Source organism: Burkholderia cepacia (assembly GCF_001039005.1).
In the GTDB taxonomy this organism is placed as follows: Bacteria; Pseudomonadota; Gammaproteobacteria; order Burkholderiales; family Burkholderiaceae; genus Burkholderia; species Burkholderia theae.
On record NZ_LDWR01000021.1, the window covers coordinates 119,312 to 144,139 of the forward strand.

Annotated in this window: 25 protein-coding genes; 19 read left to right on the forward strand and 6 right to left on the reverse strand. The window is 67.9% G+C overall.

Annotated elements, in window-relative coordinates:
- Window positions 1-10: 10 nt before the first annotated feature.
- Both VL15_RS12880 and VL15_RS12885 read left to right on the forward strand, forming a co-directional pair.
- The gene (locus VL15_RS12880) at window positions 11-1,015 is read left to right on the forward strand and encodes an aldo/keto reductase (RefSeq protein WP_048245935.1); all 1,005 of its coding nucleotides are present in this window, start codon (window positions 11-13) and stop codon (window positions 1,013-1,015) included.
- Between the two features lie 180 nt (window positions 1,016-1,195).
- A complete protein-coding gene (locus VL15_RS12885; RefSeq protein WP_048245936.1) occupies window positions 1,196-1,714 on the forward strand; it encodes a DUF3455 domain-containing protein in 519 nt (172 codons plus the stop codon).
- Between the two features lie 131 nt (window positions 1,715-1,845).
- On the opposite strand, the gene VL15_RS12890 is transcribed toward VL15_RS12885, so the two are convergent.
- Window positions 1,846-2,511, reverse strand: a complete 666-nt coding sequence (locus VL15_RS12890; protein ID WP_048245937.1) for an O-methyltransferase — start codon at window positions 2,509-2,511, stop codon at window positions 1,846-1,848.
- Window positions 2,512-2,559: 48 nt separating this feature from the next.
- On the opposite strand from VL15_RS12890, the gene VL15_RS12895 reads away from it, so the two are divergent.
- From VL15_RS12895 to VL15_RS12905, 3 genes are all read left to right on the forward strand, one after another.
- Window positions 2,560-3,237: a TetR family transcriptional regulator gene (locus VL15_RS12895; RefSeq protein ID WP_048245938.1), complete on the forward strand. Its 678-nt coding sequence runs from the start codon at window positions 2,560-2,562 to the stop codon at window positions 3,235-3,237.
- A gap of 529 nt (window positions 3,238-3,766) precedes the next feature.
- A complete protein-coding gene (locus VL15_RS12900) occupies window positions 3,767-5,155 on the forward strand; it encodes an NCS2 family permease (protein ID WP_048245939.1) in 1,389 nt (462 codons plus the stop codon).
- A 191-nt stretch (window positions 5,156-5,346) separates the two neighbouring features.
- Window positions 5,347-5,940, forward strand: a complete 594-nt coding sequence (locus VL15_RS12905; protein WP_048245941.1) for a hypothetical protein — start codon at window positions 5,347-5,349, stop codon at window positions 5,938-5,940.
- A 10-nt stretch (window positions 5,941-5,950) separates the two neighbouring features.
- Here VL15_RS12905 and VL15_RS12910 read toward each other — a convergent pair whose 3' ends face one another.
- Together VL15_RS12910 and VL15_RS12915 are read right to left on the reverse strand one after the other, a co-directional pair.
- Window positions 5,951-6,352, reverse strand: a complete 402-nt coding sequence (locus VL15_RS12910) for a CopD family protein (RefSeq protein WP_048246217.1) — start codon at window positions 6,350-6,352, stop codon at window positions 5,951-5,953.
- Window positions 6,349-6,657, reverse strand: coding sequence for a DUF3817 domain-containing protein (locus tag VL15_RS12915; RefSeq protein WP_048245942.1), 309 nt, complete (start codon window positions 6,655-6,657; stop codon window positions 6,349-6,351). The genes VL15_RS12910 and VL15_RS12915 overlap by 4 nt, the downstream gene beginning before the upstream one ends.
- 107 nt (window positions 6,658-6,764) lie before the next feature.
- Here VL15_RS12915 and VL15_RS12920 point away from each other — a divergent pair, with 107 nt between their 5' ends.
- The 4 genes from VL15_RS12920 (at window position 6,765) to VL15_RS12935 (ending at window position 11,136) form a co-directional block, all read left to right on the forward strand.
- Entirely contained in the window at window positions 6,765-7,712 is a 948-nt protein-coding gene (locus VL15_RS12920) for a GlxA family transcriptional regulator (RefSeq protein ID WP_048245943.1), read from the forward strand.
- A 151-nt stretch (window positions 7,713-7,863) separates the two neighbouring features.
- Complete coding sequence (locus tag VL15_RS12925; RefSeq protein ID WP_048245944.1) at window positions 7,864-8,784, forward strand: LysR substrate-binding domain-containing protein; 921 nt, start codon at window positions 7,864-7,866, stop codon at window positions 8,782-8,784.
- Between the two features lie 226 nt (window positions 8,785-9,010).
- Window positions 9,011-9,793 carry an ABC transporter substrate-binding protein gene (locus VL15_RS12930; RefSeq protein WP_048245945.1) on the forward strand — a complete coding sequence of 261 codons (783 nt, stop codon included), beginning with the start codon at window positions 9,011-9,013 and terminating at the stop codon, window positions 9,791-9,793.
- A 227-nt stretch (window positions 9,794-10,020) separates the two neighbouring features.
- Window positions 10,021-11,136, forward strand: coding sequence for a succinylglutamate desuccinylase/aspartoacylase family protein (locus tag VL15_RS12935; protein WP_048245946.1), 1,116 nt, complete (start codon window positions 10,021-10,023; stop codon window positions 11,134-11,136).
- Between the two features lie 138 nt (window positions 11,137-11,274).
- On the opposite strand, the gene VL15_RS12940 is transcribed toward VL15_RS12935, so the two are convergent.
- Window positions 11,275-12,081 carry a MetQ/NlpA family ABC transporter substrate-binding protein gene (locus tag VL15_RS12940; protein ID WP_048245947.1) on the reverse strand — a complete coding sequence of 269 codons (807 nt, stop codon included), beginning with the start codon at window positions 12,079-12,081 and terminating at the stop codon, window positions 11,275-11,277.
- A gap of 306 nt (window positions 12,082-12,387) precedes the next feature.
- Between VL15_RS12940 and VL15_RS12945 the strand changes: the two genes are divergently transcribed.
- The 10 genes from VL15_RS12945 to VL15_RS12990 all read left to right on the forward strand — a co-directional run bounded on the left by VL15_RS12945 (window position 12,388) and on the right by VL15_RS12990 (window position 21,939).
- On the forward strand, window positions 12,388-13,545 hold the full coding sequence (locus VL15_RS12945; RefSeq protein ID WP_048245948.1) for a porin: 1,158 nt from the start codon (window positions 12,388-12,390) through the stop codon (window positions 13,543-13,545).
- 208 nt (window positions 13,546-13,753) lie between these two features.
- Window positions 13,754-14,014: a DUF2866 domain-containing protein gene (locus VL15_RS12950; RefSeq protein ID WP_011353838.1), complete on the forward strand. Its 261-nt coding sequence runs from the start codon at window positions 13,754-13,756 to the stop codon at window positions 14,012-14,014.
- Between the two features lie 124 nt (window positions 14,015-14,138).
- Complete coding sequence (locus VL15_RS12955) at window positions 14,139-14,522, forward strand: DUF6232 family protein (protein ID WP_048245950.1); 384 nt, start codon at window positions 14,139-14,141, stop codon at window positions 14,520-14,522.
- Between the two features lie 220 nt (window positions 14,523-14,742).
- Complete coding sequence (locus VL15_RS12960) at window positions 14,743-14,970, forward strand: hypothetical protein (RefSeq protein WP_048245951.1); 228 nt, start codon at window positions 14,743-14,745, stop codon at window positions 14,968-14,970.
- Between the two features lie 237 nt (window positions 14,971-15,207).
- Window positions 15,208-17,478, forward strand: a complete 2,271-nt coding sequence (locus VL15_RS12965) for a TonB-dependent hemoglobin/transferrin/lactoferrin family receptor (RefSeq protein WP_048245952.1) — start codon at window positions 15,208-15,210, stop codon at window positions 17,476-17,478.
- Window positions 17,479-17,527: 49 nt separating this feature from the next.
- Entirely contained in the window at window positions 17,528-18,619 is a 1,092-nt protein-coding gene (locus VL15_RS12970; RefSeq protein ID WP_048245953.1) for a hemin-degrading factor, read from the forward strand.
- On the forward strand, window positions 18,616-19,524 hold the full coding sequence (locus VL15_RS12975) for a heme/hemin ABC transporter substrate-binding protein (protein WP_048245954.1): 909 nt from the start codon (window positions 18,616-18,618) through the stop codon (window positions 19,522-19,524). Before VL15_RS12970 ends, VL15_RS12975 begins: the two co-directional genes overlap by 4 nt.
- A 15-nt stretch (window positions 19,525-19,539) precedes the next feature.
- A complete protein-coding gene (locus VL15_RS12980) occupies window positions 19,540-20,628 on the forward strand; it encodes a FecCD family ABC transporter permease (protein WP_048245955.1) in 1,089 nt (362 codons plus the stop codon).
- Window positions 20,629-20,647: 19 nt separating this feature from the next.
- The gene (locus VL15_RS12985) at window positions 20,648-21,469 is read left to right on the forward strand and encodes a heme ABC transporter ATP-binding protein (RefSeq protein ID WP_048245957.1); all 822 of its coding nucleotides are present in this window, start codon (window positions 20,648-20,650) and stop codon (window positions 21,467-21,469) included.
- A 92-nt stretch (window positions 21,470-21,561) separates the two neighbouring features.
- Window positions 21,562-21,939, forward strand: a complete 378-nt coding sequence (locus tag VL15_RS12990) for a VOC family protein (protein WP_048245958.1) — start codon at window positions 21,562-21,564, stop codon at window positions 21,937-21,939.
- Between the two features lie 18 nt (window positions 21,940-21,957).
- Here the strand turns inward: VL15_RS12990 and VL15_RS12995 are convergent, their stop codons facing one another.
- Together VL15_RS12995 and VL15_RS13000 are read right to left on the reverse strand one after the other, a co-directional pair.
- Complete coding sequence (locus tag VL15_RS12995) at window positions 21,958-22,569, reverse strand: trimeric intracellular cation channel family protein (RefSeq protein WP_048245959.1); 612 nt, start codon at window positions 22,567-22,569, stop codon at window positions 21,958-21,960.
- Between the two features lie 8 nt (window positions 22,570-22,577).
- A complete protein-coding gene (locus VL15_RS13000; RefSeq protein ID WP_048245960.1) occupies window positions 22,578-24,695 on the reverse strand; it encodes a penicillin-binding protein 1A in 2,118 nt (705 codons plus the stop codon).
- Window positions 24,696-24,828: the final 133 nt, after the last annotated feature.

A 24,828-nucleotide genomic window follows, 5' to 3' on the forward strand; every position in this document is an offset into this window, starting at 1 on the left:
GGATTTCAACATGAGAATCACGCTCCCTTCCCGCCTGGGATTCGGCACCGCGCCGCTGGGCAACATGTATCGCGACATCCCGAACGAAGAAGCACTGGCCACGGTCGACGCGGCTTGGGAAAGCGGCATCCGCTACTTCGACGCCGCGCCGCTGTACGGCGCCGGCCTCGCCGAGCTGCGCCTAGGCGAAGCGCTCGCCGGCCGTCCGCGCGACGCCTATTCGCTCGGCACCAAGGTCGGCCGGCTCGTCCTCGACGAACACGAGGACGCGTCGCAACGCGATCTCGGCGAAAAGGGCGGCCTGTTCCGCCATGGCCTGCCGAACAAGATCGTCTACGACTACAGCGAGGACGGCACGCTGCGCTCGATCGACGCGAGCCTCACGCGGCTGCGCACCGACCGGCTCGACACCGTGTGGATCCACGATCCGGCGATCGACTTCCACGGCGAACGCTGGCTCGACGTGTTCGACGTCGCGATGTCGGGCGCGGCGAAGGCGCTCACGCGCCTGCGCGACGAGAAGGTCATCAAGGGCTGGGGCCTCGGCGTGAACCGCATCGAGCCGTGCGAGCTCGCGCTCGAACGCTCGGATCCCGACGGCTTCCTGCTGGCCGGCCGCTACACGCTGCTCGACCATGCGGGCGCGCTCGAACGACTGATGCCGGCAAGCGTCGCGCGCGGGCTCGGCATCATCGTCGGCGGTCCGTACAACTCCGGCGTGCTCGCCGGCGGCACCCACTTCGAATACCAGCCGGCCACGCAGGACATGCTCGACCGCGTCGCACGCATCCGGCAGGTCAGCGAACGTTTCGGCGTCGATGTGCGTGCGGTGGCGCTGCAGTTCTCGCTCGCGCATCCGGCCGTCGCGGCCGTGATCCCCGGCGCGAGCCGGCCCGATCGCATCGACGAGAACCTGCGGCTTGCCGCGGCGCCGATTCCGGCCGAACTGTGGGACGCGCTGAAGGCCGAGCGCCTGATCGCCGCACACGCGCCGACGCCGACCGGCGCGGCCTGAGCGTCCTGAGCCGCTTGCACGCGACCGCCGCGGCGAGCGGCCGCGCGCATCGGTTCCATCGCGATCGCGGCGACTATCGCCGCGATTGTCCTTTCCGAATTGCAGCCTGCGCAATCGGCGTCTAAGGTTTACGGGTTCGACGCCGCACGACCGTCCCCCGACCTGAAAGGATGCCCCGCCATGCCAAGCCGCTCCCCGAAACGCGACATGCTGCTGGCCCTCGCGGCCGGCCTTTCCTTCGCGGCCTTCGCCGCGCCGACTTATGCGGACGACGCCGGCAATCTCGCGCCGCCCGAGCCGGCAACGCCGGTACTGTCGACCACCGCGACCGGCGTGCAGATCTACGCATGCGAATACGATGCCGAACACCGGCTCGCGTGGGCATTCCAGCGCCCGGAAGCGATGCTGTTCGACGGCAACGGCGCGCTCGTCATCCGGCACGGCGCGGGGCCGTCGTGGGAAGCGCTCGACGGCAGCCGCATTACCGGCAAGAAACTCGCGGAAGCGCCGAGCGCGCGCTCGGGCAGCGTTCCTCAGTTGCTGCTCGCCGCGACGCCCGCTGCAACGGGCACGCTGGCCGGCGTGCGCTTCGTGCAGCGGCTCGATACGTCGGGCGGCACGCCGCCGGCAGCAACCTGCACGACCGAGCATGCGGTCGGCCGTTTCCCGTACTTCGCGCGGTACGTGTTCCTGAAGTAACGCGCGCGGCGTCCGAAGCAATGCGTGCCGTCCCGGCGCTTGCCGTCCCGCCTCCATTTATTCAGTTTTCCTATTTTTAGTGAATGGAAGCGTGACATCGTCGACACCATCGTTCCGGCTACAAAACGCGCTCAGCCGATCCGCATCGACAACTCGACATCGCCGCCGAACGGCACCGACAGATAGCCGTTTTCCGGCGCGCGCACGTAAGCGAGGTAGTCGGGGCTGTATTCCGCGTTGTCGGCAACGACGAACGCGCCCGGCCTGAGCCGCGGTTCGACCCGCGCGAGAATCTCCGGATACAACGCCTTCGCGCCGTCGAGCAGCAGCAGGTCGACCGTTTCCGGAAGATCGGTCGCCAGCGTGCGCAGCGCATCGCCCTCGCGAATCTCCACGAGATCGGCGAGCCCGGCCGCGGCCAGGTTCGCCCGCGCGCGCACGACCTTCGACGGCTCGAACTCGCTCGTGATCAACCGGCCACCGCCGTTGTCGCGCAGCGCGGCCGCGAGATGCAGCGTCGAAATGCCGAACGACGTGCCGAATTCGACGATCGCCCGCGCGCCGCCGCTGCGCGCGAGCATGTACAGCAGCGTGCCCGTCTCGCGCGACACGGCGAGCGGATAGTCCTTCAGGCGCGCATAGAAATCGGTGTAGTCGGTCTTGCTGCGCATCAGCCGCGCGTGCTCGTCGTGCGACAGGTCGGCAAAGTCCGGGTTCGTCGCGGGCGACGATGCGTCGGCTTCGTCGAACAGGCGCGCCAGCAGCGAAGCCAGCGGGTCGAGCGTCAGGGTAGTCATGCGTATCTCCGGTATCGGGTTGAGTGCGTCGTTGCACCCGACTAGAATATGACGAACTATTCAGGTTTTACTATTCGCATTGGCAAACCGCTCATGACCGACCGCCGAAACCCCCGGATCGCCACGCGCAAACAGCCTCGGCAGGCCCGCTCGACCCGTCTCGTCGAGGACGTGCTGCAGGCCGCTGTTCAGGTTTTGGCCAGCGAAGGCGCGCAGCGCTTCACGATGGCGCGGGTCGCCGAGCGGGCTGGCGTGAGCGTCGGCTCGCTGTATCAGTACTTCCCGAACAAGGCATCCGTGCTGTTCCGGCTCCAGCACGACGAATGGCGGCAGACGGCCGAGATGCTGCGCGGCATGCTGGAGGACGCTCGACAAGCGCCGCCCGAGCGGCTGCGCACGGTCGTCCACGCGTTCATTCGTTCGGAATGCGACGAGGCGCGGATGCGCATCGCGCTCGACGACGCCGCGCCGCTCTATCGCGACGCGCCCGAGGCGCAGGAAATAAGGGCGGCGGGCACCGTCATCTTCCGTGCGTTCATGCGGGAGGCGCTGCCCGAAGTGCCCGACGCGACGCTCGCCGTCGCGTGCGACCTGATCACCACCACGCTTACCGCCGGCGGCAAGGCGTTTTCGGAACACGAGCGCACGCCGGCGGAAATCGACGCGTATTCGACGGCCATGGCCGACATGTTCTGCGCATATCTCGAGCGTCTCGCGCACAATTGAGGCCGGCGCGGGCCCGAGAACCGCGCACGCGCGACGGCGAGATCGTCCGAATGCAGGTTGCCCGCACCGGAGAATCGCCGCATGCGCGGCCGTTTCCACCAGCCTCGACAGCCGCATCGAAGGCAGTTCGTAATATTTGATGACCCACCCGCACCTGCCCTGCCCGCCGATCCCGCATTCGAATAATCGCCTTAACGGATTCCAACTAGGCGTATACACGCGTTTCGTCGCGACGGAGTCCCGTTTCACGCCGATATAAGCGCTGCGACATGCGCTGCATGCTTTTCGCCCAATGGGACGTGATGGGCGGTTCGCCTAACCTTCGCTACGGCAAAGCACACGTGACGGGGTCGACCACACCACGCGTCGTACGACGCGACACACTCGCGATCGTTTCGATGCGTGCATGACGACATGGATCACGCGTCATTCGTCCCCACGACGTTGCCGACAATCCCAACTAGATTCGAGACACCCTGACGACGGTTCGCTACGGGCCGTTTCAGCATGCTGATAAAGGAGCAAGCTCATGAGTGATACCCCGGTGCAGCCGACGGTCGGCGTCGGCGCGGAAGAAACTGACTTTGGCACCAAGGGAGTCATCGACCGGTACTTCGGCATTTCGTCGCGCGGCAGCACGCAGCGCCGCGAGATCGTTGCGGGCGTGACCACCTTCCTCGCGATGGTCTATTCCGTATTCGTCGTGCCCGGCATGTTCGGCAAGGCCGGCTTCGACACGAGCGCCGTGTTCGTCGCGGTCTGCCTCACCACCGCGTTCGGTTCGTTGTTGATGGGCCTGTGGGCGAAGCTGCCGATCGCGATCGGCTGCGCGATCTCGCTGACCGCGTTCACCGCGTTCGGCCTCGTGCTCGGCAAGGGGCTGCATCCGACGGTCGCGCTCGGCGCCGTGTTCCTGATGGGTCTCGTGTTCACGGGCATCTCGGTCACCGGCGTGCGCTCGTGGATCCTGCGCAATCTGCCCGCGGGCGTCGCGCACGGCACGGGCATCGGCATCGGCCTGTTCCTGCTGCTGATCGCGTCGAACGACGTCGGCCTCGTGATCAAGAACCCGGGCGCCGGCCTGCCGGTCTCGCTCGGCCAGATCACCGCGTTCCCGGTCATCATGTCGGTCGTCGGCCTCGCCGCGATCTTCGGCCTCGAGAAGCGTCGCGTGCCGGGCGGCATCCTGCTCGTCGTGATCGCGATCTCGGTGTTCGGCCTCGTGTTCGATCCGACCGTGAAGTACCACGGCATCTTCGCGCTGCCGTCGCTGAGCGCACCGGGCCATGCGTCGCTGATCGGCGCGATGGACATCAAGGGCGCGCTGTCGATGGCCGTGCTGCCGAGCGTGCTGGCGCTGGTGATGACCGCCGTGTTCGACGCGACCGGCACGATCCGCGCGGTTGCCGGACAAGCCGGCCAGCTCGACGAGAACGGCCGCATCATCAACGGCGGCCGCGCGCTGACCGCCGATTCGCTCAGCTCGATCTTTTCCGGTTTCCTCGGCGGCGCGCCGGCGGCGGCCTACATCGAGTCGAGCGTCGGCGTGGCCGCCGGCGCGAAGACGGGCCTCGCGGCAGCCGTGGTCGGCCTGCTGTTCCTCGTCGTGATGTTCTTCTCGCCGCTCGCGGGCCTCGTGCCGTCGTACGCCACGGCCCCGGCACTGATGTACGTCGGCCTGCTGATGCTCAGCAGCGTGAGCAAACTGCACATGGACGACATGGTCGACGCGATGTCGGGCCTCGTGTGTGCCGTGTTCATCGTGCTGACCGCGAACATCGTGACGGGCATCATGCTCGGCTTCTCGACGCTCGTGATCGGCCGCATCGCCAGCGGCGAATTCCGCAAGCTCAACGTCGGTACCGTGCTCATCGCGGCCGTGCTCGTCACCTTCTATCTGGGCGGCTGGGCAATCTGACCGCGGGTCATGCGCGACGTCGCCTGCAGAAGGGCGGCGCGCATCGGGACGACAACGTCTCCTCCACCATCATCGTTGATGGTCTCCAAGCCTGGGAACGCGAGTTTCCAGGCTTTTTTTGTTGATGCGGAAGTGGCGCGACGCGAATCCGTGCCCGGTGCTACGATCGCGTTTTGCCTTCAGGAGCCGCCATGAACCCGCTCGGCATCGTCTCCGAATCGAGTACCCGGACCTCGGCGCGCAAGCCGCCGTTCATTCCGTCGTTCGGCTTCCACGAGGTGCATGAATCGCAGCCGATCGGCGCGCCGCCCGCGCGCATCATCGACACCGTCGCATCGCTCGACATGCGCGCCGATCCGGTCATCGACGCGCTGCTGAGGGCGCGCGAATTCCCGGCGTCGGTCATCGGCACGCTCCGCAACGGACCGGCCCGCAACGAACGCGCGCGCTTCGGCTTCGACACGTTTACGCTGCTTCGCCGCGACGACACGTCGCTGTCGCTCGGCCTCGTCGGACGCTTCTGGCGCCCGGCGCCCGACGTGCGAGCGATCGCCGATGCAGCGGCGTTCGTGCAGCACAACGACCCGCGCGATGCGAAGCTGGTGCTCCGGTTCGAGGTCGTCGGGCTCGCATCCGGCGCGCGCGTGCTGCGCACGGAAACCTTCGTCCACTGTCCGACCGCACGCACGCGGTGGCTGTTCATGCCGTACTGGCTCGCGATCCGGCTGGGGAGCGGCTGGATCAGGCGACGCACGCTGGCGGCGGTCGAGATGGCGCTGGCTTAGTCGCAACGCGTCAGAACGGCTTGATCACGACCAGCCCGACGACAATCCCCATCGCGACCACGACCGCACCCGCCGCCTGCCCGAGCCACGACGCGGGCGCGACGACGAGATCGTCGCGCTCCATGCGCCGCAGCGTGCCGGCCAGGATCCCGTGCAGCGCCGACAGCGCCGCGACGACCACCAGCTTCACCGACAGCCACGCCGCGCCGAACCAGTGCCCATTCAGTGCGATCGCCACGCCCGTGATCCAGACGAGCGCGAGCGCGGGCACCGTCACCGCGCGATCCCAGCGCCGCACCGCGCGATGCACGGCGAGGTTGGCGATACGGACGCCGACCGACAGCATCAGCAGCCCGCCGACGAACGTGACGACGGCGATCACATGTACGGCCTTGAGCAACAGGTAGATCATCGCGCGTGCCGCCTGCGTGCGATCCATCCGGCGCTCGCGAGCCCCGCAAACGGCACGACGGCCGACAGCACGAGCCGCGCGACTTCGCCCCTGCTCCACAGCCCGCTCGACGCGGTGCCGACGACCGCCCACACGTACAGCGCGAACGCGATGCCGTGAATCGGGCCCATGATCGATACCGCGACCGGATAACCGGCCAGATGCTTGGGCGGAACGGCGACGCACACCAGCACGACGAGCGTGGTCGCCTCCAGCAACGACAGGTATTGCAGGTTCCGCAACGCATTGCGGTCGTCTTGTTTCATCGGCGTGCCTCCAGGTGGGTCTGCAGCGATTGTCGCGTGTGGTGCGCGCCCGAGCCATTGGCTAAAATGACATCTTTAGACGGATTCTGGCCAAACCCTCGAACGCCATGCATACGGTCGCCGTGCTCGCCTTGCCCGATGTCGTCCCGTTCGATCTGGGCGTTGCATGCGACACGTTCGCGCGCGTGCGTGCGCCCGGCGTCGAACAGGCCTACCGCGTGCGCGTGTGCAGCGAGCATCCGCGCGTCGCCGGCGACCTGTTCGAACTGCGGCCCCCGTTTCGTCTCGATGCGCTCGCCGACGCCGATACGATCGTCGTCCCCGGCACGTCGGTGCCGCTCGCACGCACGTCACGCCGTGCGATTGCCGCCCTGCGCGATGCAGCCGCGCGCGGTTGCCGGATCGCGTCGATCTGCAGCGGCGCGTTCGTGCTCGCGGAAGCCGGGCTGCTCGACGGCCTGCGCGCGACGACGCACTGGCTCGCGGCCGCCGAACTCGCGCGCCGCTATCCGCGCGTGACGGTCGACCCGAACGTGCTGTTCGTCGACAACGGGCAGATACTGACGTCGGCCGGCGCGGCGGCCGGCCTCGATCTGTGCCTGCACATGATCCAGGCCGACTACGGCGCGGCGGTGGCCGTCGACGCCGCACGCTGCGCGGTGGCGCCGCGCGTGCGGGAAGGTGGACAGGCGCAGTTCATCGCGCCGGAATGGCCGGCCACCACCGACGGACTGCAAAACCTGATGGACTGGCTGCAGGCGAACCTCCGCAAGCCGCTCACGCTCGACGCGATGGCCCGCAAGGCGTCGACGAGCGTGCGCACGCTGACGCGGCGTTTTCAGGAGCAGACGGGCACGTCGCCGCGGCAATGGCTGCAGACCGCGCGCGTCCGGCATGCGCAGCAGTTGCTGGAGGTCACGGAGCTGTCGATCGAGCACGTCGCGACGGAGGCCGGGTTCGGTTCGGTCACCGCGTTTCGCGAGCGGTTCGCGCGCGTCGTCGGCACATCGCCGCAGCGGTATCGTCGCGCGTTCCGCGCGCGCGCCGGCGCGTGATGTTCACAGCGTCACCGCCGCCCGCGCAGCGGCACGCGATGCGTCGAGCCGACGACATGACACCGCGCGCGTGCAAGCATCAGGATCGCTACCGAAAATCGCCGTCGCCCCACCTCGTTCGCCACACTGTCGCGCCAACCGGACCCGATCGATGACCCGCATCCGCAACCCCCTGAACATCGCCCAGCTCCAGGCGTTCGTGTCCGCCGCGCATCACAAGAGCCTGCGCGCCGCCGCGCGCGAACTCGGCGTCACGCAGCCCGCGATCACGCATACGATCCGCGAACTCGAAACGGCGCTCAACGCGGAGCTGCTCGCGCGCAGCGTGCGCGGCGTCGAGTTGACCGCCTGCGGCCATGCGCTGCTGCCGCGCGCCGAGCAGTTGCTCGGCGACATCCGTCGCACGGTCGAGGCCGTCGAGCACGTGAAAGGCGAGATGTCGGGGCGCGTCGCGGTCGGCACGATGCCGTCGATCGCGCTGACGGCGCTGCCGCACGCGGTGACGGCATTCCGCCGGTCGATGCCGAACGTGAGCCTGCATCTCGTGGAATTGACGGTGCCCGACGCGCTCGCGCAGCTGCGCAACGGCACGCTCGACATCGCTGCGATGCACCACGTGCCCGCACTCGACCGCGATTTCACGCAGTCGCCGCTGCTGTCGACCGAGTTCACCATCGTGATGCGCGAAGGCCATCCGCTCGCACACGCACGCCGATTAGAGGAGCTGCTCGACGCCGAGTGGATCGTCACCGTCGGCGCCGAACAGTTTCCGCACAGCGTGATGGTCGGGATGTTCGAAGCACACGGCCTGCCGCTGCCGAAGCGCCTGCTGAGATCGCCGATGTCGTTCGCGGTCACGCTCGGGCTCGTCGCGCGCTCGGACGTGATCGGCTGCTTCACGCGCCCGCTCGCCGCGATGGTCGCGCCGCTCGGCATCCGCACGGCCGAACTCGACGAAAGCATGCCGCGCTTCGACCTGTCGATCATCGCGCGGCGCGACCTGCTGCCCACGCCCGCCGTCTCGCAATTCGTCACGTGCCTGCAGCAGGCGGTCAACGAAACGCTCGGTTGAATCGTTCCTGTGTCTGAAACGGTCGCGCCCCCGCCGCGCTACCGCCGGGTCCGGTATCGGGGCTTGTCCTAGGCGCCCTGCCGGTATTTTGTCTTGATAATCTTGCGCACGTCGCGCGCCCGCATCGGGTGGGCGAAACGGACAGTCCGACGCGAAGCCGCGCCGGACCGAAGGCTTACGGCGCGGCACAACCGCGCACCCATCGAACAAAACGAGGAGTCACCGAGTGAAAAAGATTCTTGCGGCTGTGACCGTTGCCCTGCTCGCCGTATCGGCCGGCAGCGCGTATGCGAAGGACTGGACGACCGTGCGGTTCGGCGTCGACGCAAGCTACCCGCCTTTCGAATCGAAAGGCGCTGACGGCAAGGTGGTCGGCTTCGACGTCGACCTCGGCAACGAAATCTGCCGCCGCATCAACGCGAAGTGCGTGTGGATCGAAAACGACTTCGACGGGATGATCCCGGCGCTGAAGGCCCGCAAGTTCGACGGCGTGCTGTCGTCGATGTCGATGACGCCGGCGCGTGAGGAACAGATCGCGTTCTCCGCGAAGCTGTTCAACACGCCGACGCGCCTCGTCGCGAAGAAGGGCGCCGGCCTGCTGCCGACGGCCGAATCGCTGAAGGGCAAGACGGTCGGCGTCGAGCAGGGCACGATCCAGGAAACCTACGCGAAGACCTACTGGGCGTCGAAGGGCGTGAACGTCGTGCCTTACCAGAACCAGGACCAGGTCTACGCCGACCTGATCTCGGGCCGTCTGGACGGCGCGCTGCAGGACGCGGTGCAAGCCGAGATCGGCTTCCTGAAGACGCCGCGCGGCGCGAACTTCGATTTCGCCGGCAAGGATATCGACGATCCGAAGACGCTCGGCAATGGCGCCGGCATCGGCCTGCGCAAGGAAGACACCGACCTGAAGGCGAAGATCGACGGCGCGATCTCCGGCATGCGCAAGGACGGCACGTACGCGAAGATCGCGAAGAAGTACTTCGATTTCGACGTCTACGGCAAGTAACACCGCCGGCAAGCGCACGAGTCGCATCCGTGCAGACGGGCTCCGCAAGGAGCCCGTTTTTTTTGCGCGAGCGGCGCCGGAAGCGTTATTTTTTCCGCGCCAACCCGATGATTCGCAAAAGAAAATAGATGGTTCGGGTAGCGGTTTGATGGGGGCGACGCAGGCAACGTACAATCGATCTTCCACGCACACCGGATCATTCGCGGCTGCGCCGCACTCCCCTCATCATGCAAACGCAGACCCATCCGCTGATTTCCCCCGCCGTCGGCACCGAACGCCAGATCACGAGCTTCCACTACGGCCCGCGCGGCGGCAAGAAGGTCTACATCCAGTCGTCGCTGCACGCGGACGAACTGCCCGGCATGCTGGTCGCCACGCTGCTGCGCCGCAAGATCGCCGCGCTCGAGACGTCCGGCAAGCTGCGCGGCGAAGTCGTCATCGTGCCCGTGCCGAATCCGATCGGCCTGTCGCAGCACGTGTTCGGCGATCACCTCGGCCGCTTCGACCTCGGCTCGATGCAGAACTTCAACCGCAATTTCTACGATCTCGCGGCGCTCGTGCTGCCGCGCGTCGAAAGCCGGCTCACGAGCGACGCCCAGCGCAACGTGGTTGCCGTGCGCGCCGCGATGCGCGAAGCGCTCGACGAGCAGGCGCCGCGCACCGAGCTCGATTCCCAGCGCCTCGCGCTGCAGAAGCTGTCGTTCGACGCCGATATCGTGCTCGACCTGCATTGCGACAGCGATGCGGTGATGCATCTCTACACCAATCCCGATCTGTGGCCGGACGTCGAGCCGCTGTCGCGCTATCTCGACGCGCAGGCGTCGCTGCTCGCGCTGAATTCGGTCGGCAATCCGTTCGACGAGATCCACAGCTTCTGCTGGTCGGATCTGCGCAACCGCTTCGGCGATCGCTTCCCGATCCCGAACGGCGCGATTTCCGTCACGGTGGAACTGCGCAGCGAACGCGACGTGTCGTACGAGCTGGCCGAAAAGGACGCGCAGGCGATCGTCGAATACCTGACCGAGCGCGGTGTCGTCGACGGCACGCCGGCGCCGCTGCCGCCGCTCGCGCATCCGGCCACGCCGCTCGCGGGCACCGATCCGCTCGTCGCGCCCGTGTCGGGCGTGATCGTGTTCCGCACGCCGGTCGGCGCGTGGATCGAAGCCGGCCAGGAAGTGGCCGACATCGTCGATCCGCTGACCGATCGCGTCATCACGCTGAAGAGCAGCGTGTCGGGCGTGCTGTACGCGCGCCAGATCGTGCGCTTCGCGACGGCCGGCATGGAAGTCGCGCGGATTGCCGGCGCGACCGCGATCCGCACGGGTTCGCTGCTGTCGGCCTGAGCGAGCGGCCCGCGCGCCGGGCCACGGCGCGTGCCAACGCGCCATAACGCGCGCCAACGAAATCGCCCGCTTGTGCGGGCGATTTGCTTTCCGGATCGTCGATGTCCAGCGATCCGGCCGGCCGGGATGCCTGACCGTTCAGAACGCCGGCACGATCGCGCCGCCGAACTTCTGGTCGATGAACTTGCGCACGTCGTCCGATTCATAGGCCGCCACGAGCTTCTTCACCCACGGCTTGTCCTTGTCCTGCGCGCGCACCGCGATCAGGTTCGCATACGGCCCGCGCAGATCCTCGATCGCGATCGCATCCTTCACCGGAGTGAGCCCCGCCTTCACCGCGTAATCGGTGTTGATCGACGCGGCATCGACATCCGGCAGCGCGCGCGGCAACTGCGCGGAATCCAGTTCGACGATCTTGATCTTCTTCGGATTCTCGGCGACGTCGAGCGGCGTCGCGTTCACGCCGTTCGTGCCGACGCCCGGCTTCAGCTTGATCACGCCGTATTTCTGCAGCAGCAGGAGCGCGCGGTTGCCGTTCGACGGATCGTTCTGGATCCCGACCTTCGCGCCCACCGGCAAGTCCTTCAGCGACTTGATCTTCTTCGAATAGAAGCCCATCGGCGCCGTGTAGGTGAGCCCGACGTTGATGATCTTGTAGCCGCGCTGCTTGATCTGGCTGTCGAGGAACGGCTGGTGCTGGAAGCCGTTCGCGTCGAGATCGCCGGAGTCGAGCGCCGCGTTCGGCTGCACGTAGTCGTTGAATTCGATGACCTTGATCGCGAGGCCGTCGCGCGCGGCGACCTTCGTCACTTCGGTCCAGATCTGCGCGTCGGGGCCGCTCATCGTGCCGATCTTCAGCGTTTGCGGGTCGGCGTGCGCGCCGGGCGCCGCGAATGCCAGCGCCGCGGCGAGTGCGCCGAGGCCGGTCAGGATCGAACGTCGCATGGTGTCCTCTTGTCCCGTGTCGTTGTTGAGGCACGGATCGTCGCATGGGGCCCGAACAACGCAAACCAAGCTTATTTCATGTGCATATTCCTGCTCCGGATCGAATAACAGCCGAATTCGGTATAACCCCTGATAGCGCAACCGGGCAGAATTCAGTGTCGCATCGGTACCACACATTCTTCATATGACAGTCGCTGTCATATTCATTACGTGGCCCGCCGATAAAGTTGCCGCCGGTCCGTGAAAGCGCCCATGAGAGCGCCGGAACCGCAACTGGACACGCCATTTATTCGCTCGGAGAATCCTTTGAACAAGAAACTGTTGACCATCGCCGTCCTGGCAGCAACGGCCGGCACGGCGCACGCACAAAGCAGCGTGACGCTGTACGGCGTCATCGATGCCGGTATCAGCTACGTGAACCACAGCAAGACCGCCAACGGCGGCACGGGCAAGCTGTTCAAGTATGACGACGGCGTTGCCCAAGGCAGCCGTTGGGGCCTGCGCGGCACCGAAGACCTCGGCGGTGGCCTGAAGGCGATCTTCGTGCTCGAAAACGGCTTCAACAGCGGCAACGGCACGCTCGGCCAAGGCGGCGCGATCTTCGGTCGCCAGGCTTACGTCGGCCTGAGCCAGTCGCAATACGGCACGGTCACGTTCGGCCGTCAGTACTCGTTCTCGACCGACATCCTCGGCTCGAACTACTCGACGGGCGGCAACACGGTCGCGGGTAACTACGCGTACCACGTGAACGACCTCGACCAGCTCACGTCGAGCCGCATCAACAACGCCGTGAAGTTCCAGAGCGCGAACTACTCGGGCTTCACGTTCGGCGCGTTGTACGGCTTCTCGAACTCGACGGACTTCGCCGGCGCAGCCGCGACGACGTCGGGCACGACGACGACCGCAGGCTCGTCGCGCGCATACAGCTTCGGCCTGAACTACGCGAACGGCCCGGTCTCGGTCGGCGCCGCTTACACGGACATCCGCTTCCCGAGCCAGTCGTCGCCGGCATTCTCGACGACGATCGCGAACATCAGCACGGGTAACGTCCGCGACCTGCGCACGTACGGCGTCGGTGGCCGCTACGTGTGGGGCCCGGCAACGGCATGGCTGCTGTGGACGCGTACGCAGTTCTCGACCGTTTCGGGCGCGGGCGGCACGTTCTACAACGCGTATGAAGCAGGCGCCAAGTACGCCTTCACGCCGGCACTGTCGGGTGGCCTCGGCTACACGTACACGAACGCGACGCAGAGCGGCAATTCGTGGCACTGGAACCAGGTCAACGGTATCGCCGACTACGCACTCAGCAAGCGTACCGACGTGTACGGCCTGGTCGTGTACCAGCAGGCATCGGGCAAGGGCGTGCAAGCGCAGATCGGCTCGAGCACGAGCTACTTCAATACGTCGGGCACGGGTTCGAAGAACCAGATCGCCGCACGTATCGGTATCCGTCACAAGTTCTAAAGCATCCGCTTAACTCGCGGATCACGACGGCAAGAAGCGCCCCGCTCCACGCGGGGCGCTTTTTTATGTGCTTTTAAGTTTCGCTTAATTCTGGGCTGAGAGGATGCTCTCACCCCCCCTGTTGGCCGCCTGAGCATCGGCGGCTTTTTTTTTTTAAATGCCGACGGCGCCGCCATCGATTGCCCACAAGACAGGATCGGAGGCCATGATGATCGAAGATACCGTTTTCAGCCATCTGCACGCGATTCTGACGTGCCAACACTCGATGCCGGTCCAGAGCTGCCGCGTATCGGTCGAAATGCAGCGCCCGTGGGGCCGCCCGTACCGGCTCGTCGAATGGACGATGCATCTCGACGCGCCCGCGCGGCGCCAGATCGTGCCGGCCGAATCGACCGACGAAGAGATCGCCGAGGTCGTCGCGTCGCACGTGCCGGGCCGGCTTTACGGCGACGGCCGGTTGCAGTTCTGAACGCCCCGTTGTTCCACCCGCCTCCCGCCTTTCGGCCGCCCCGCACGCATCGTGCGGCAGTCGGTCTCGTTTGACGCAACAACGAAACCTGCTACGCTGCGCGTTTTCGTCCACGCAACACACGATGGAAAACGCATTCAACGAACGCGGCGTGATGATCACGCGCAACGGCCTGTCGGCCGCCGGGCAGGTATTCGCACTGCGTGACATCCGCCAGGTCGACGTCGTCAAGATTCCGAAGAACCGCGTCGTGCCGTCGCTGATCTCGCTGATCGGCGCGGCCGCCGCCGTTGCAGGCGGCATCGGCGCATCGAGCGCCGCGCTCGTCGTCGGCGTGATGCTCGTCGTCGTCGGTTATCTCTCGTGGGCCACGCAAGACATCACGTATCGCCTGATGGTCGAGATGCCCGACGGCAAGCGCGAAGCGCTGTCGAGCGTCGATGCCGAGTTCGTCGAACGCGTCGCGCAGGTCGTGCGCGATGCTCGGGCCGCAACGGCAGCCGGCTGATTCCGGTCACCCGCCGCACGTTTCGGTTCGGTTCGCGACGTACGGGTGCGCGCGGCGAGTTTCGGCTCGCGCGGCGCGCTGCCACTGCCACACCTGACCGACGCATCGCCATCGAATCACGTTTCCGCCGCATCATCGCAAGCACCACGCCTCCACTGCGTACGCCGACCGCCTAGTATGGAAAGAGCGGCCCGCCGCCGCATCGTCCGAGGAGGTCGGCATGAACGTTCAATTGCTGTCCGGCATGCTTCGCGCGCAGGAACTGCTGCTCGTGTCGATGATCCGCGCGCTTCCCCTTGACGAACGCCGTGCGCTCGTCGACCTCTACACCGAACAGATCGCCTACGCCGAACAGGCGGGCCTCGAAAGTCACAGCGATCGTGCGACGCACGATGCGTTCATCGCGCATGCGCGCAACCTGCTGATCCGCATCGAAGCGCTGGCCTAGGGCCGGCGCGTTTCTCCCGAATTTCCCGGTGCGGCTTACCCGAGCCGCGCGGGTGAGCGCTCACCCGCACCGGCCGCTTCCCTCGCTTGTATTGATAATAATTCTCATTTACACTGGTAAAGTTATCAGTTGCCTTTCAATTCTCCGTTCGCCGCATTCCGCGCGCGGGCGGGCCAGCCAGGTGAACGCGTCACCCAGCCAGCCTTCGGGCTTGTTTTCGTCAATGGGAGACCACCTGTGCATTGCTATCCGCTGGCGCGGCGGCCGATCTGCGCCGCGCTGTTCGGCGCGTTCGGCCTGTCCGCCGCCCCGGCTCACGCCGATTCGTCGCCGCAAGGCGCCACCCCGCCTCCTGCCGTCGTCCTCGCCGCGTCCACGCGCGGCGATGCGGCGCTGCTCGACCCCGTCACCGTCACGGCCACCCGTACCGCCACGGCCGCGAGCCGCACGGCGGCTTCGGTGTCGGTGATCACCGACGAGGATCTCGAGGAGCAGCAGGCCACCAACATCAAGGATGCGCTGCGCTACGAGCCGGGCGTCACGGTGCGCCGCACCGCGTACCGGCCCGGCAGCGCCGCGCTCGGCGGCGGCCGCGACGGCGATTCGAGCATCAACATCCGCGGCCTCGAAGGCAATCGCGTGCTGCTGATGGAAGACGGCATCCGCCTGCCGAATGCGTTTTCGTTCGGTCCGCTCGAAGCGGGCCGCGGCGACTACGCCGATCTCGACACACTCAAGCGCATCGAGATCCTGCGCGGGCCGGCCTCCGCGCTTTACGGCAGCGACGGCCTGACCGGCGCGGTGAACTTCATCACGAAGGATCCGCGCGACCTGCTGTCGATCTACAACAAGCCCTATTACTTCTCGTTCCGGCCGAGCTACGACTCGGCCGACCGCAGCATCGGCGCGACCGTGTCGGCCGCGGGCGGCAACGATCGCGTGCAGGGGATGATCATCGCCGACGGCCGGCGCGGCCACGAGGTCGATACGCGCGGCAGCAACAATTCCGCGAGCACGCTGCGCACGACGTCGAACCCTCAGGACGTCTATTCGGAATCGCTGCTCGGCAAGCTCGTGCTGACGCCCACCACGCGCGACACGATCAAGTTCACCGCCGAAACGGTGCAGCGGCGCGTGAGCACCGACGTGCTGTCCGCGATCAATCCGCCGACCACGCTCGGCCTCACGACGAAAGACCGGCTCGAGCGCAACCGCTTCAGCGTCGACTACGACTTCCGCGACGACACGTTCCGCTGGTTCCAGACCGCGCACGTGCAGTTCTACTACCAGGACGCGAAGCAGGACCAGTACGCGTTCGAGACGCGCGGCACGCCGCTGAAATCGCGCTCGCGCGACAACCAGTACAAGGAACGCACGTTCGGCGGCTCCGCGTTCGCCGAAAGCGGCTTCGCGACCGGCCCGCTCGCACACAAGCTGCTCTATGGCGTCGACGGCAGCCTGTCGCGCGTGACGAACAGGCGCGACGGCACGGTGCCGGGCGTCGGCGAGGCGTTCCCGAACAAGGCGTTCCCCGACACCGACTACACGCTGTTCGGCGCGTTCGTGCAGGACCAGATCGGCTACGGCCGCCTGCTCGTCACGCCGGGCCTGCGCTTCGACACGTACCGGCTGAGCCCGACCGAAAACGATCCGCTGTTCACCGGCAAGGCAGTGTCGACGAGCGCGAACGAACTGTCGCCGCGCGTCTCGGTGCTCTACGAGATCACGCCCGCGCTGATTCCGTACGTGCAGTACGCGCACGGCTTCCGCGCCCCGACGCCCGACCAGGTGAACAGCAGCTTCTCGAACCCGGTGTACGGCTACACGTCGATCGGCAACCCGAACCTGAAGCCCGAGACGAGCGACACGTTCGAAGCCGGCCTGCGCGGCAAGGCCGGCACCGGCTACGGCGTCGTGCGCTACAGCGCGGCCGCGTTCACGGGCCGCTACCGCAACTTCATCTCGCGCACGACGATCGCCGGCAGCGGCCGGCCGGCCGACCCGTTCGTATTCCAGTACGTGAACTTCGCCGACGCGCGCATCCACGGCCTCGAGGGCCGCGCCGAATGGGTGATGCCGAACGGCATCACGTTGAAAACGGCGATGGCGTTCACGAAGGGCTCGACGCAGAACAACGGCGCGGCCAGCCAGCCGCTCAACACGGTCAACCCGTTCTCGGCCGTGTTCGGCGTGCGCTACGAGCCGAGCGAGCGCTGGTTCGTGCAGACCGACCTGTTGTTCCAGGCCGCGAAACGCGACAAGGACATCGACAAGTCCGACTGTTCGAACAAGGCGTGTTTCGCGCCGCCGTCGTCGTTCGTCGTCGACCTGCGCGGCGGCTACCGCTTCAACAAACATGTGAGCGCAACGATCGGCATCCGCAACCTGTTCGACCGCAAGGTCTGGAACTGGTCGGACGTGCGCGGCATTGCCGCCGATTCGCAGGTGCTCGATGCATATACGTCGTCCGGACGCACGGTCGCCGTCAGCATGAAAGTGGATTTCTGATGCGCGCCGCCCGCGCTACCACCCCAACCGTTACTTGAAGGAGTCCGACATGATGCAATCCGCCCTTCCCGGTCAACCGGCCACGCCGGCCCGCGCGGCCGCCGCGCTGCGCGACGCGTTCATCAAGCTCAAGACCGAGCGCCAGTTGCGCAACCGCGACGTCGCGCAGGCGCTCGGCGTCAGCGAAGGCGAGGCGCTCGCCGCATTCGTCGGCGAGCACGTCGTGCGGCTCGACGCGCGCTTTCCGGCGATGTTCGAGGAAATGCCGCGCCTCGGCCGCGTGATGGCGCTCACGCGCAACGACACGGCCGTCCACGAGAAGGACGGCGAATATGCGCAGATGAGCCATGACGGCCCCGTCGGCCTCGCGCTCGGCGACATCGACCTGCGCATCTTCTATCGTCACTGGGTGTCGGCGTTCGCGGTGCGCGACGAGACCGCGCACGGCCCGCTGAAGAGCCTGCAGTTCTTCGACGCGCAGGGTCACGCGATCCACAAGGTGTACCTGCGCGCGCACAGCGATCACGCCGCGTACGACGCATTCGTCGAACGCTGGCGCGCGCCGTCGCAGGAGCCGGGCCTCGACGTCGCGCCCGCCGCGCCGAAGACGCCCGAGCGTGCCGATACTGAGATCGACGTATCCGGCTTCCGCGCCGCATGGGACGCGATGACCGATACGCACCAGTTCTTCGGCATCACGCAGCGCTTCGGCGTGAGCCGCATGCAGGCGCTGCGCCTCGCCGATCCGCAATATGCGTATCCGGTCGAAACCGCGCATGCGCTGCGCCACGTGCTCGAACAGGCCGCCAAGAGCGGCCAGCCGATCATGGTGTTCGTCGGCAACGCGGGGATGATCCAGATCCATACGGGCCCCGTCGCGAACGTGCGCGAGGTCGGCGCGTGGATCAACGTGCTCGACCCGGGCTTCAACCTGCACGTGCGCGAGGACCTGATCGCCGCCGCGTGGGTCGTGAAGAAGCCGACGAGCGACGGCCTCGTCACGTCGCTCGAACTGTTCGACCGGCAGGGCGACCACGTCGCGCTGCTGTTCGGCGAGCGCAAGCCCGGCAAGGTCGAACGCGACGACTGGCGCGCGCTCGTCGCGACGCTGCCGCCGGCGGCACGCGGGGACGCGCGATGAATGCGCGATCGTTCGATCCGCGACGCCGTGCGGTGCTGGCGGGCGCGGTGGCCGGCGCGCTCGCGGGCGCGCTGCCCGGCAGCGTGCTCGCACAGGCGAACCCGAAGCGCGTGGTCGTGATCGGCGGCGCGCTCGCGGAAACCGCGTTCGCACTTGGCGGTGCCGAAACGCCCCGCTACCGGCTCGTCGGCGCCGACACGACCTGCACCTACCCCGACGCCGCGAAGCGCTTGCCGAAGGTCGGCTACCAGCGCGCACTGTCGGCCGAGGGGCTGCTGTCGCTGCGGCCCGATCTCGTGCTCGCGTCGGCCGAAGCCGGCCCGCCCACCGCGATCGCGCAGGTGAAAAGCGCCGGTGTCGCGGTGACGACGTTCGACGAGCGCCATGACGTCGAATCGGTGCGCGCGAAGATCACCGGCGTCGCGCAGGCACTCGACGTGCGCGATGCGGGCACCACGCTGCTGCAGCGCTTCGATCGCGACTGGCAGGCCGCGCGCGACGCGGTCGCCGCGCGCGCACCCGGCGGCGCGCAGCCGCCGCGCGTGCTGTTCGTGCTGAACCATACCGGCAACCAGGCGCTCGTCGCCGGCCAGCGCACGGCCGCCGACGCGATGATCCGCTACGCGGGCGCACGCAACGCGATGCAGGGCTTCGATCACTACAAGCCGCTGACGACCGAGGCACTCGCCGCCGCCGCGCCCGACGTCGTGCTGATCTCCGACGAAGGGCTCGCGGCCGTCGGCGGCCGCGCCGCGCTGCTTGCGACGCCCGGCTTCGGCGCGACGCCGGCCGGCCGCGCACAGCGCGTCGTGTCGCTCGATGCGCTGTTCCTGCTCGGCTTCGGCCCGCGCCTGCCGCTCGCCGTCACGACCCTGCACCGACGCCTGTCGGATGCGCTTGCCTGATTCCGGACCGCCCCGATGCCCGCTCATGCTTCGCCTTTCCCCGCGCCGTCGCCGGCATCGCGTTCCGGCGCCACGCGCATCGGCACGTCGCGCCGCTTCGCGCCGTTCGCGCTGACCGCACTCGCGTGCCTCGTGTGCGCGATGTCCATCGTCGCGCTGTGCGTCGGCGCCTATCGCATTCCGCTCGCGGAAGCATGGGCCGCACTGACCGGCGATGCGGCCGCGCAGCAGGCGCGCGCGGTGCTGTTCGAGATTCGCGCGCCGCGCGTCGCGCTCGCGCTGCTGGTCGGCGGCGGCTTCGGTGCCACCGGTGCCGCGATGCAGGCGCTGTTCCGCAATCCGCTCGCCGATCCGGGGCTCGTCGGCGTGTCGAGCGGCGCCGCCCTCGGCGCGACGACGATGATCGTGCTTGGCCCCGCGCTCTTTGCCTCACACGTGAACGCGGCCGCGTTACCCATCGCCGCCTTCGCAGGGGCGCTCGCGGTCGCGGCGCTCGTCTACCGGCTCGCCGCATCGCGCGGCCGGCTCGCGCTGCCGCTGCTACTGCTCGCCGGCATCGCGATCAACGCACTGGTCGGCGCGGCGATCGGGCTGCTCACGTTCATCGCCGACGACGCGCAGCTGCGCTCGCTGACCTTCTGGAGCCTCGGCAGCCTCGGCGGCGCGCAATGGTCCGCGCTGGCGGCCGTCGCGCCGTGCGTCGCGATCGGCTGCGTGTTGCTTGCGCGCGAACGCGACGCGCTGAACGCGCTGCAGCTCGGCGAAACCGAGGCGTTGCATCTCGGCGTACCGGTGCAGCGGCTGAAGCGGCGCGTGCTCGTCGCGGTCGCGCTCGCGGTGGGCGCACTCGTGTCATGCGCGGGCATCATCGGCTTCATCGGGCTCGTCGCGCCGCATTGCGTGCGCCTCGCGTGCGGCCCCGACCAGCGGATCGTGCTGCCCGGCGCCGCGCTGCTCGGCGCGTTGCTGACGCTCGCCGCCGACCTCGCCGCGCGCACGGTCGCCGCGCCCGCCGAAATTCCGCTCGGCGTGCTGACCGCGCTGCTCGGCGCACCGTTCTTTCTCGCGCTGCTGTGGAAGAGCCGCGGCGCGCTCGGCGGGTAACCCTTCTTTCAAGACGACCATGCTGACCGCCCACCACCTCGACGTCGCCCGCCGACACAACGCCATCCTGCGCGACCTGTCGCTGTCGATCGAGCCCGGCCGCGTGACCGCGCTGCTCGGCCGCAACGGCGCGGGCAAGAGCACGCTGCTGAAAACCTTCGCCGGCGAACTGACCGGCAGCGTCGCGCCGACCGGCGTGCGCGTGTCGGGCGACGTCACGCTGAACGGTGAACCGCTCGCGCGCATCAACGCGCCGCGGCTCGCGTGCCTGCGCGCGGTGCTGCCGCAGGCCGCGCAACCGGCCTTTCCGTTCAGCGTCGACGAAATCGTGCTGCTCGGCCGTTATCCGCATGCGCGGCGCAGCGGTGCGACGTCGCATCGCGATCGCGACATCGCGTGGCGCGCGCTCGAACGCGCGGGCGCCGACGCGCTCGTCGGCCGCGACGTCACGACCTTGTCGGGCGGCGAACTCGCACGCGTGCAGTTCGCGCGCGTGCTCGCGCAGCTGTGGCCGGACGACGATGCGACGGAAAACGGCCCGCGTTACCTGCTGCTCGACGAGCCGACCGCCGCGCTCGATCTCGCGCATCAGCACCGCCTGCTCGATACCGTGCGCGCCGTCGCACGCGAATGGCAGCTCGGCGTGCTCGCGATCGTGCACGATCCGAACCTCGCCGCGCGGCACGCGGATACCATCGCAATGCTCGCCGACGGCACGATCGTCGCGCACGGCGCACCGCGCGACGTGATGACGCCCGCCCATATCGCGCAGTGCTACGGCTGCGCGGTGAAGATGGTGGAAACCGGCGACGGTACACCACCGGTGATGGTGCCCATGTAGTGCACGGTCGGTGCGTCGCTCGACGTCCGGCCTTGCTCGCCACCCCGACCTTCACTTCGCATCATTCGCACTTCCCCTTCGAGGAAACCCCCATGCCGCTTCCGATGACCCGCATCATCCTGTACGTCCACGACGTTGCGTTGCTGAAGGCGTTCTACCAGCGGTATTTCGACCTCCCCGTCATCGAGGAAATCGACGGTGAATGGGTCGTGCTCGACGCGGGCGCGGTCGAACTGGCGCTGCATCTGGCCGGCCCGGCGTTTCGCCATGCCGCCGCGCCTGCGAACGCGAACGCCAGCCCCGTGAAGCTCGTGTTCAGGATCGACGCCGGGATCGAAGCACATCGCGACCGGCTCGCCGGCGACGGTGTGATCGTGCGCGATCTCAAGCGCTACGCCGGTTTCCCGTACCGGATGGTTGACGGCCTCGACCCGGAGGGCAATGTCTTTCAGGTGATGCAGCCGGACTGAATGCCGGCGCGGCCGCGCTCAATGCTCGACGTCCGCCGCGCCGAAGGTCCGCATCTTCCACCCGAGCCGCACGGCCAGCATCCGCATCGAGAATCCGGCCGCCAGCGCGACCACCGTCGCGAAGCCCGCATCGATACCGAGATGCTGCATCCCGACATACAGCGCGCCCGTGACGAACGCGACGCTCGCGTACAGCTCCTCGCGCAGGATCAGCGGCATCTCGTTGCACAGCAGGTCGCGCAGCATCCCGCCGCAGACGCCCGTGATCGCGCCGGACAGCACGACGATGATCGGCGCCGTGCCGGTCGACGCGCCGATGTCGCAACCGATGATCGTAAACGCCGCGAGGCCGATCGCATCGACGGTGACGAACAGCGTCTTCATTCGCGCGACATGCCGTGCGGCCCACGACGCGACGGTCGCCGCGACGAGCGTGATCACGAGGTATTCGGGATGCGCGATCCAGCCGAGCGGATAGTGGCCGAGCAGCACGTCGCGCACGGTGCCGCCGCCGAGCGCCGTCACCGCGCCGATGAGCGCGAGCCCGAAGCGGTCCATCCCGCGCCGCATGCCCATCAGCGCCCCCGACATCGCTTCCGCGACGATCGCAATCAGATAAAGCGTATGCATGGCGCGTGTCAGTCGTCGGTCCGGAACAGGTCGAGCACGCGTTCGCGCTCGGCCGCGTCTACTGCCGCGGGCATCGGCTCGTCGGGCTTGCCGTCGCCGGCCGGCGTATCCGGCGCATCCACCGCCTGCGCGCCGCCGCATGCGAAACGGCTGCGGATGTACGGCGGCACATCGGCCGTGCACGTGCCGCGCGTGTATTCGGCGTAGACGAAGTCGCCGTCGATGAGCGCGACGTCCTGCGGCGGCGTCGCAGCGACCGGCGTGCGCCCGTCGACGGCCGCCTTCATGTAGTCGAGCCACACCGGCAGCGCCAGCGTCGCGCCGGTCGCGCGCCCCATCGGGCGCGGCGTGTCGTAACCGAGCCACGCGACCGCGACGATGCCCGACGAGTAGCCGGCGAACCACACATCCTTCGATCCGTTCGACGTGCCCGTCTTGCCGGCCGCGTCGTCGCGGCGCAGCGCGAGCGCGCCGCGCGCGGTGCCGGCCCGCACGACGTCGCGCAGCATGCTGTCCATCACGAATGCGTTGCGGGCCGACACGACACGCTCGCCCGCCGGTGCCGTTGCTTCGTACATCGCGCCGCCATGGCGCTGCTTCACCGACAGGATCAGGCGCGGCTCCATCCGCGTCCCGCCGTTCGCGAACACGCTGTAGGCGCTCGCGAGTTCGAGCGGCGTCACCGCGCCCGCGCCGAGCGCGAGCGGCAGCGATGCCGGATTGCGCTGCGCGTCGAATCCGAAATGCACCGCGTGCTGCTGCACGTAGCGTGCGTCGGTGGCCTGCATCAGGCTGACCGCGACCAGGTTCTTCGAGCGCACGAGCCCGCGCCGCACCGGAATGAAACCCTCGTAGCGGTTGCCGAAATTGCGCGGACGCCACGGCTGCGCGCCGGTTTCCGCACGCGTGAGCGTGCGCTGCGTATCGTCGACGAGCACACCCGGGAAATAGCCCTTCTCCAGCGCCGCCGAATAGACGAACGGCTTGAAGCTCGAGCCCGGCTGGCGGTACGCCTGCAGCGCATGGTCGAACACGTTGCGGCTGAAATCCGCGCCGCCGACGAGCGCGAGCATGTCGCCCGTCGCCGCGTCGAGCGACACGAGTGCGCCTTCGAGTCCGTTGCGCGCATCGCGCTTCGCGCGTGGCTGCCGGCTCAGCGTGCGCTCGAGCGCGGCTTCGGCCGCGCGCTGGTCGCGCATCGAGATCGACGTCGTCACGTCGAGGCCGAGCGTATAAGCGTCGTCGTGGAAGCGCTCGACCATCATCCGACGTGCGCGCTCGGCAACGTACGGCGCGGCGATGATGCCGGGCGGCGGCGTGGTCGCCAGCGCGATCGGCGCATCGACGGCCGCGCGGTAGGTCGCGTCGTCGAGCTGGCCGAGCGCATGCATCCGCCCGAGCACATAGTTGCGCCGCGCGGTCGCGCGCGCCGGATTGACGACCGGGTTGAACGCGGACGGCGCCTTCGGCAACCCCGCGAGCACGGCCGCCTCGCCTGCGCTCAACGCGTCGAGCGGCTTGCCGAAATACACGTTCGCGGCCGCCGCGAAACCGTACGCGCGCTCGCCCAGATAGATCTCGTTCATGTACAGCTCGAGCAGCTTGTCCTTGCTGTATTCGCGTTCGAGCTTGGCTGCCATCAGGATCTCGGCGAGCTTGCGGCTCAGCACCTTGTCGCGCGTCAGGTAGAAGTTGCGCGCGACCTGCATCGTGATCGTGCTGCCGCCCTGCCCCGGCTGCCCCGTCACGACGTTCGCGAACGTCGCGCGCGCGAGGCCGCCGACATCGACCGCGCCGTGCTGGTAGAACTTCGCGTCCTCGGCGGCGAGCAGCGCATGCCGCATCAGCGGCGGGATGCGTTCGAGCGGCACGAACTCGCGCCGCTCGACGCCGTATTCGGCCAGCAGGTCGCCATCGCGCGAGAAGATCCGCAGCGGCAGCGCCGGACGATAGACGGCCAGGTGCTCGACGGACGGCAACTGCGCCCAGATGCGCTGGATCGTCCACGCGCCGATGCCCGCGCACGCGAGCGTCAGGCCGAGCAGCGCGCCCGCGAGTGTGCGCCACACGCGTCGGCGGCGCGGCGGCGCGGGTTGCGGCGGAGGGGATGCGGTGTGGTCGGTCATGTCGGGCTCCTTCTTCGATGCCGCGACGGCCGGCGCGCGATTGACGCCGACCGGTCACGGAAGGCGCGCATTGTCGAAGGGATGACGCGAAACCGGAACATTCTTTAGCCAAAGTTTGGCTGGCTAAATTTTA

Excerpts from the sequence above, each read along its gene's own strand:
- VL15_RS12880 (WP_048245935.1), top strand. The coding sequence starts at position 11 with ATGAGAATCACGCTCCCTTCCCGCCTGGGATTCGGCACCGCGCCGCTG.
- VL15_RS12885 (WP_048245936.1), top strand. The coding sequence starts at position 1,196 with ATGCCAAGCCGCTCCCCGAAACGCGACATGCTGCTGGCCCTCGCGGCC.
- VL15_RS12890 (WP_048245937.1), bottom strand. The coding sequence starts at position 2,511 with ATGACTACCCTGACGCTCGACCCGCTGGCTTCGCTGCTGGCGCGCCTG.
- VL15_RS12895 (WP_048245938.1), top strand. The coding sequence starts at position 2,560 with ATGACGAACTATTCAGGTTTTACTATTCGCATTGGCAAACCGCTCATG.
- VL15_RS12900 (WP_048245939.1), top strand. The coding sequence starts at position 3,767 with ATGAGTGATACCCCGGTGCAGCCGACGGTCGGCGTCGGCGCGGAAGAA.
- VL15_RS12905 (WP_048245941.1), top strand. The coding sequence starts at position 5,347 with ATGAACCCGCTCGGCATCGTCTCCGAATCGAGTACCCGGACCTCGGCG.
- VL15_RS12910 (WP_048246217.1), bottom strand. The coding sequence starts at position 6,352 with ATGATCTACCTGTTGCTCAAGGCCGTACATGTGATCGCCGTCGTCACG.
- VL15_RS12915 (WP_048245942.1), bottom strand. The coding sequence starts at position 6,657 with ATGAAACAAGACGACCGCAATGCGTTGCGGAACCTGCAATACCTGTCG.
- VL15_RS12920 (WP_048245943.1), top strand. The coding sequence starts at position 6,765 with ATGCATACGGTCGCCGTGCTCGCCTTGCCCGATGTCGTCCCGTTCGAT.
- VL15_RS12925 (WP_048245944.1), top strand. The coding sequence starts at position 7,864 with ATGACCCGCATCCGCAACCCCCTGAACATCGCCCAGCTCCAGGCGTTC.
- VL15_RS12935 (WP_048245946.1), top strand. The coding sequence starts at position 10,021 with ATGCAAACGCAGACCCATCCGCTGATTTCCCCCGCCGTCGGCACCGAA.
- VL15_RS12940 (WP_048245947.1), bottom strand. The coding sequence starts at position 12,081 with ATGCGACGTTCGATCCTGACCGGCCTCGGCGCACTCGCCGCGGCGCTG.
- VL15_RS12950 (WP_011353838.1), top strand. The coding sequence starts at position 13,754 with ATGATCGAAGATACCGTTTTCAGCCATCTGCACGCGATTCTGACGTGC.
- VL15_RS12955 (WP_048245950.1), top strand. The coding sequence starts at position 14,139 with ATGGAAAACGCATTCAACGAACGCGGCGTGATGATCACGCGCAACGGC.
- VL15_RS12960 (WP_048245951.1), top strand. The coding sequence starts at position 14,743 with ATGAACGTTCAATTGCTGTCCGGCATGCTTCGCGCGCAGGAACTGCTG.
- VL15_RS12970 (WP_048245953.1), top strand. The coding sequence starts at position 17,528 with ATGATGCAATCCGCCCTTCCCGGTCAACCGGCCACGCCGGCCCGCGCG.
- VL15_RS12975 (WP_048245954.1), top strand. The coding sequence starts at position 18,616 with ATGAATGCGCGATCGTTCGATCCGCGACGCCGTGCGGTGCTGGCGGGC.
- VL15_RS12980 (WP_048245955.1), top strand. The coding sequence starts at position 19,540 with ATGCCCGCTCATGCTTCGCCTTTCCCCGCGCCGTCGCCGGCATCGCGT.
- VL15_RS12985 (WP_048245957.1), top strand. The coding sequence starts at position 20,648 with ATGCTGACCGCCCACCACCTCGACGTCGCCCGCCGACACAACGCCATC.
- VL15_RS12990 (WP_048245958.1), top strand. The coding sequence starts at position 21,562 with ATGCCGCTTCCGATGACCCGCATCATCCTGTACGTCCACGACGTTGCG.
- VL15_RS12995 (WP_048245959.1), bottom strand. The coding sequence starts at position 22,569 with ATGCATACGCTTTATCTGATTGCGATCGTCGCGGAAGCGATGTCGGGG.
- VL15_RS13000 (WP_048245960.1), bottom strand. The coding sequence starts at position 24,695 with ATGACCGACCACACCGCATCCCCTCCGCCGCAACCCGCGCCGCCGCGC.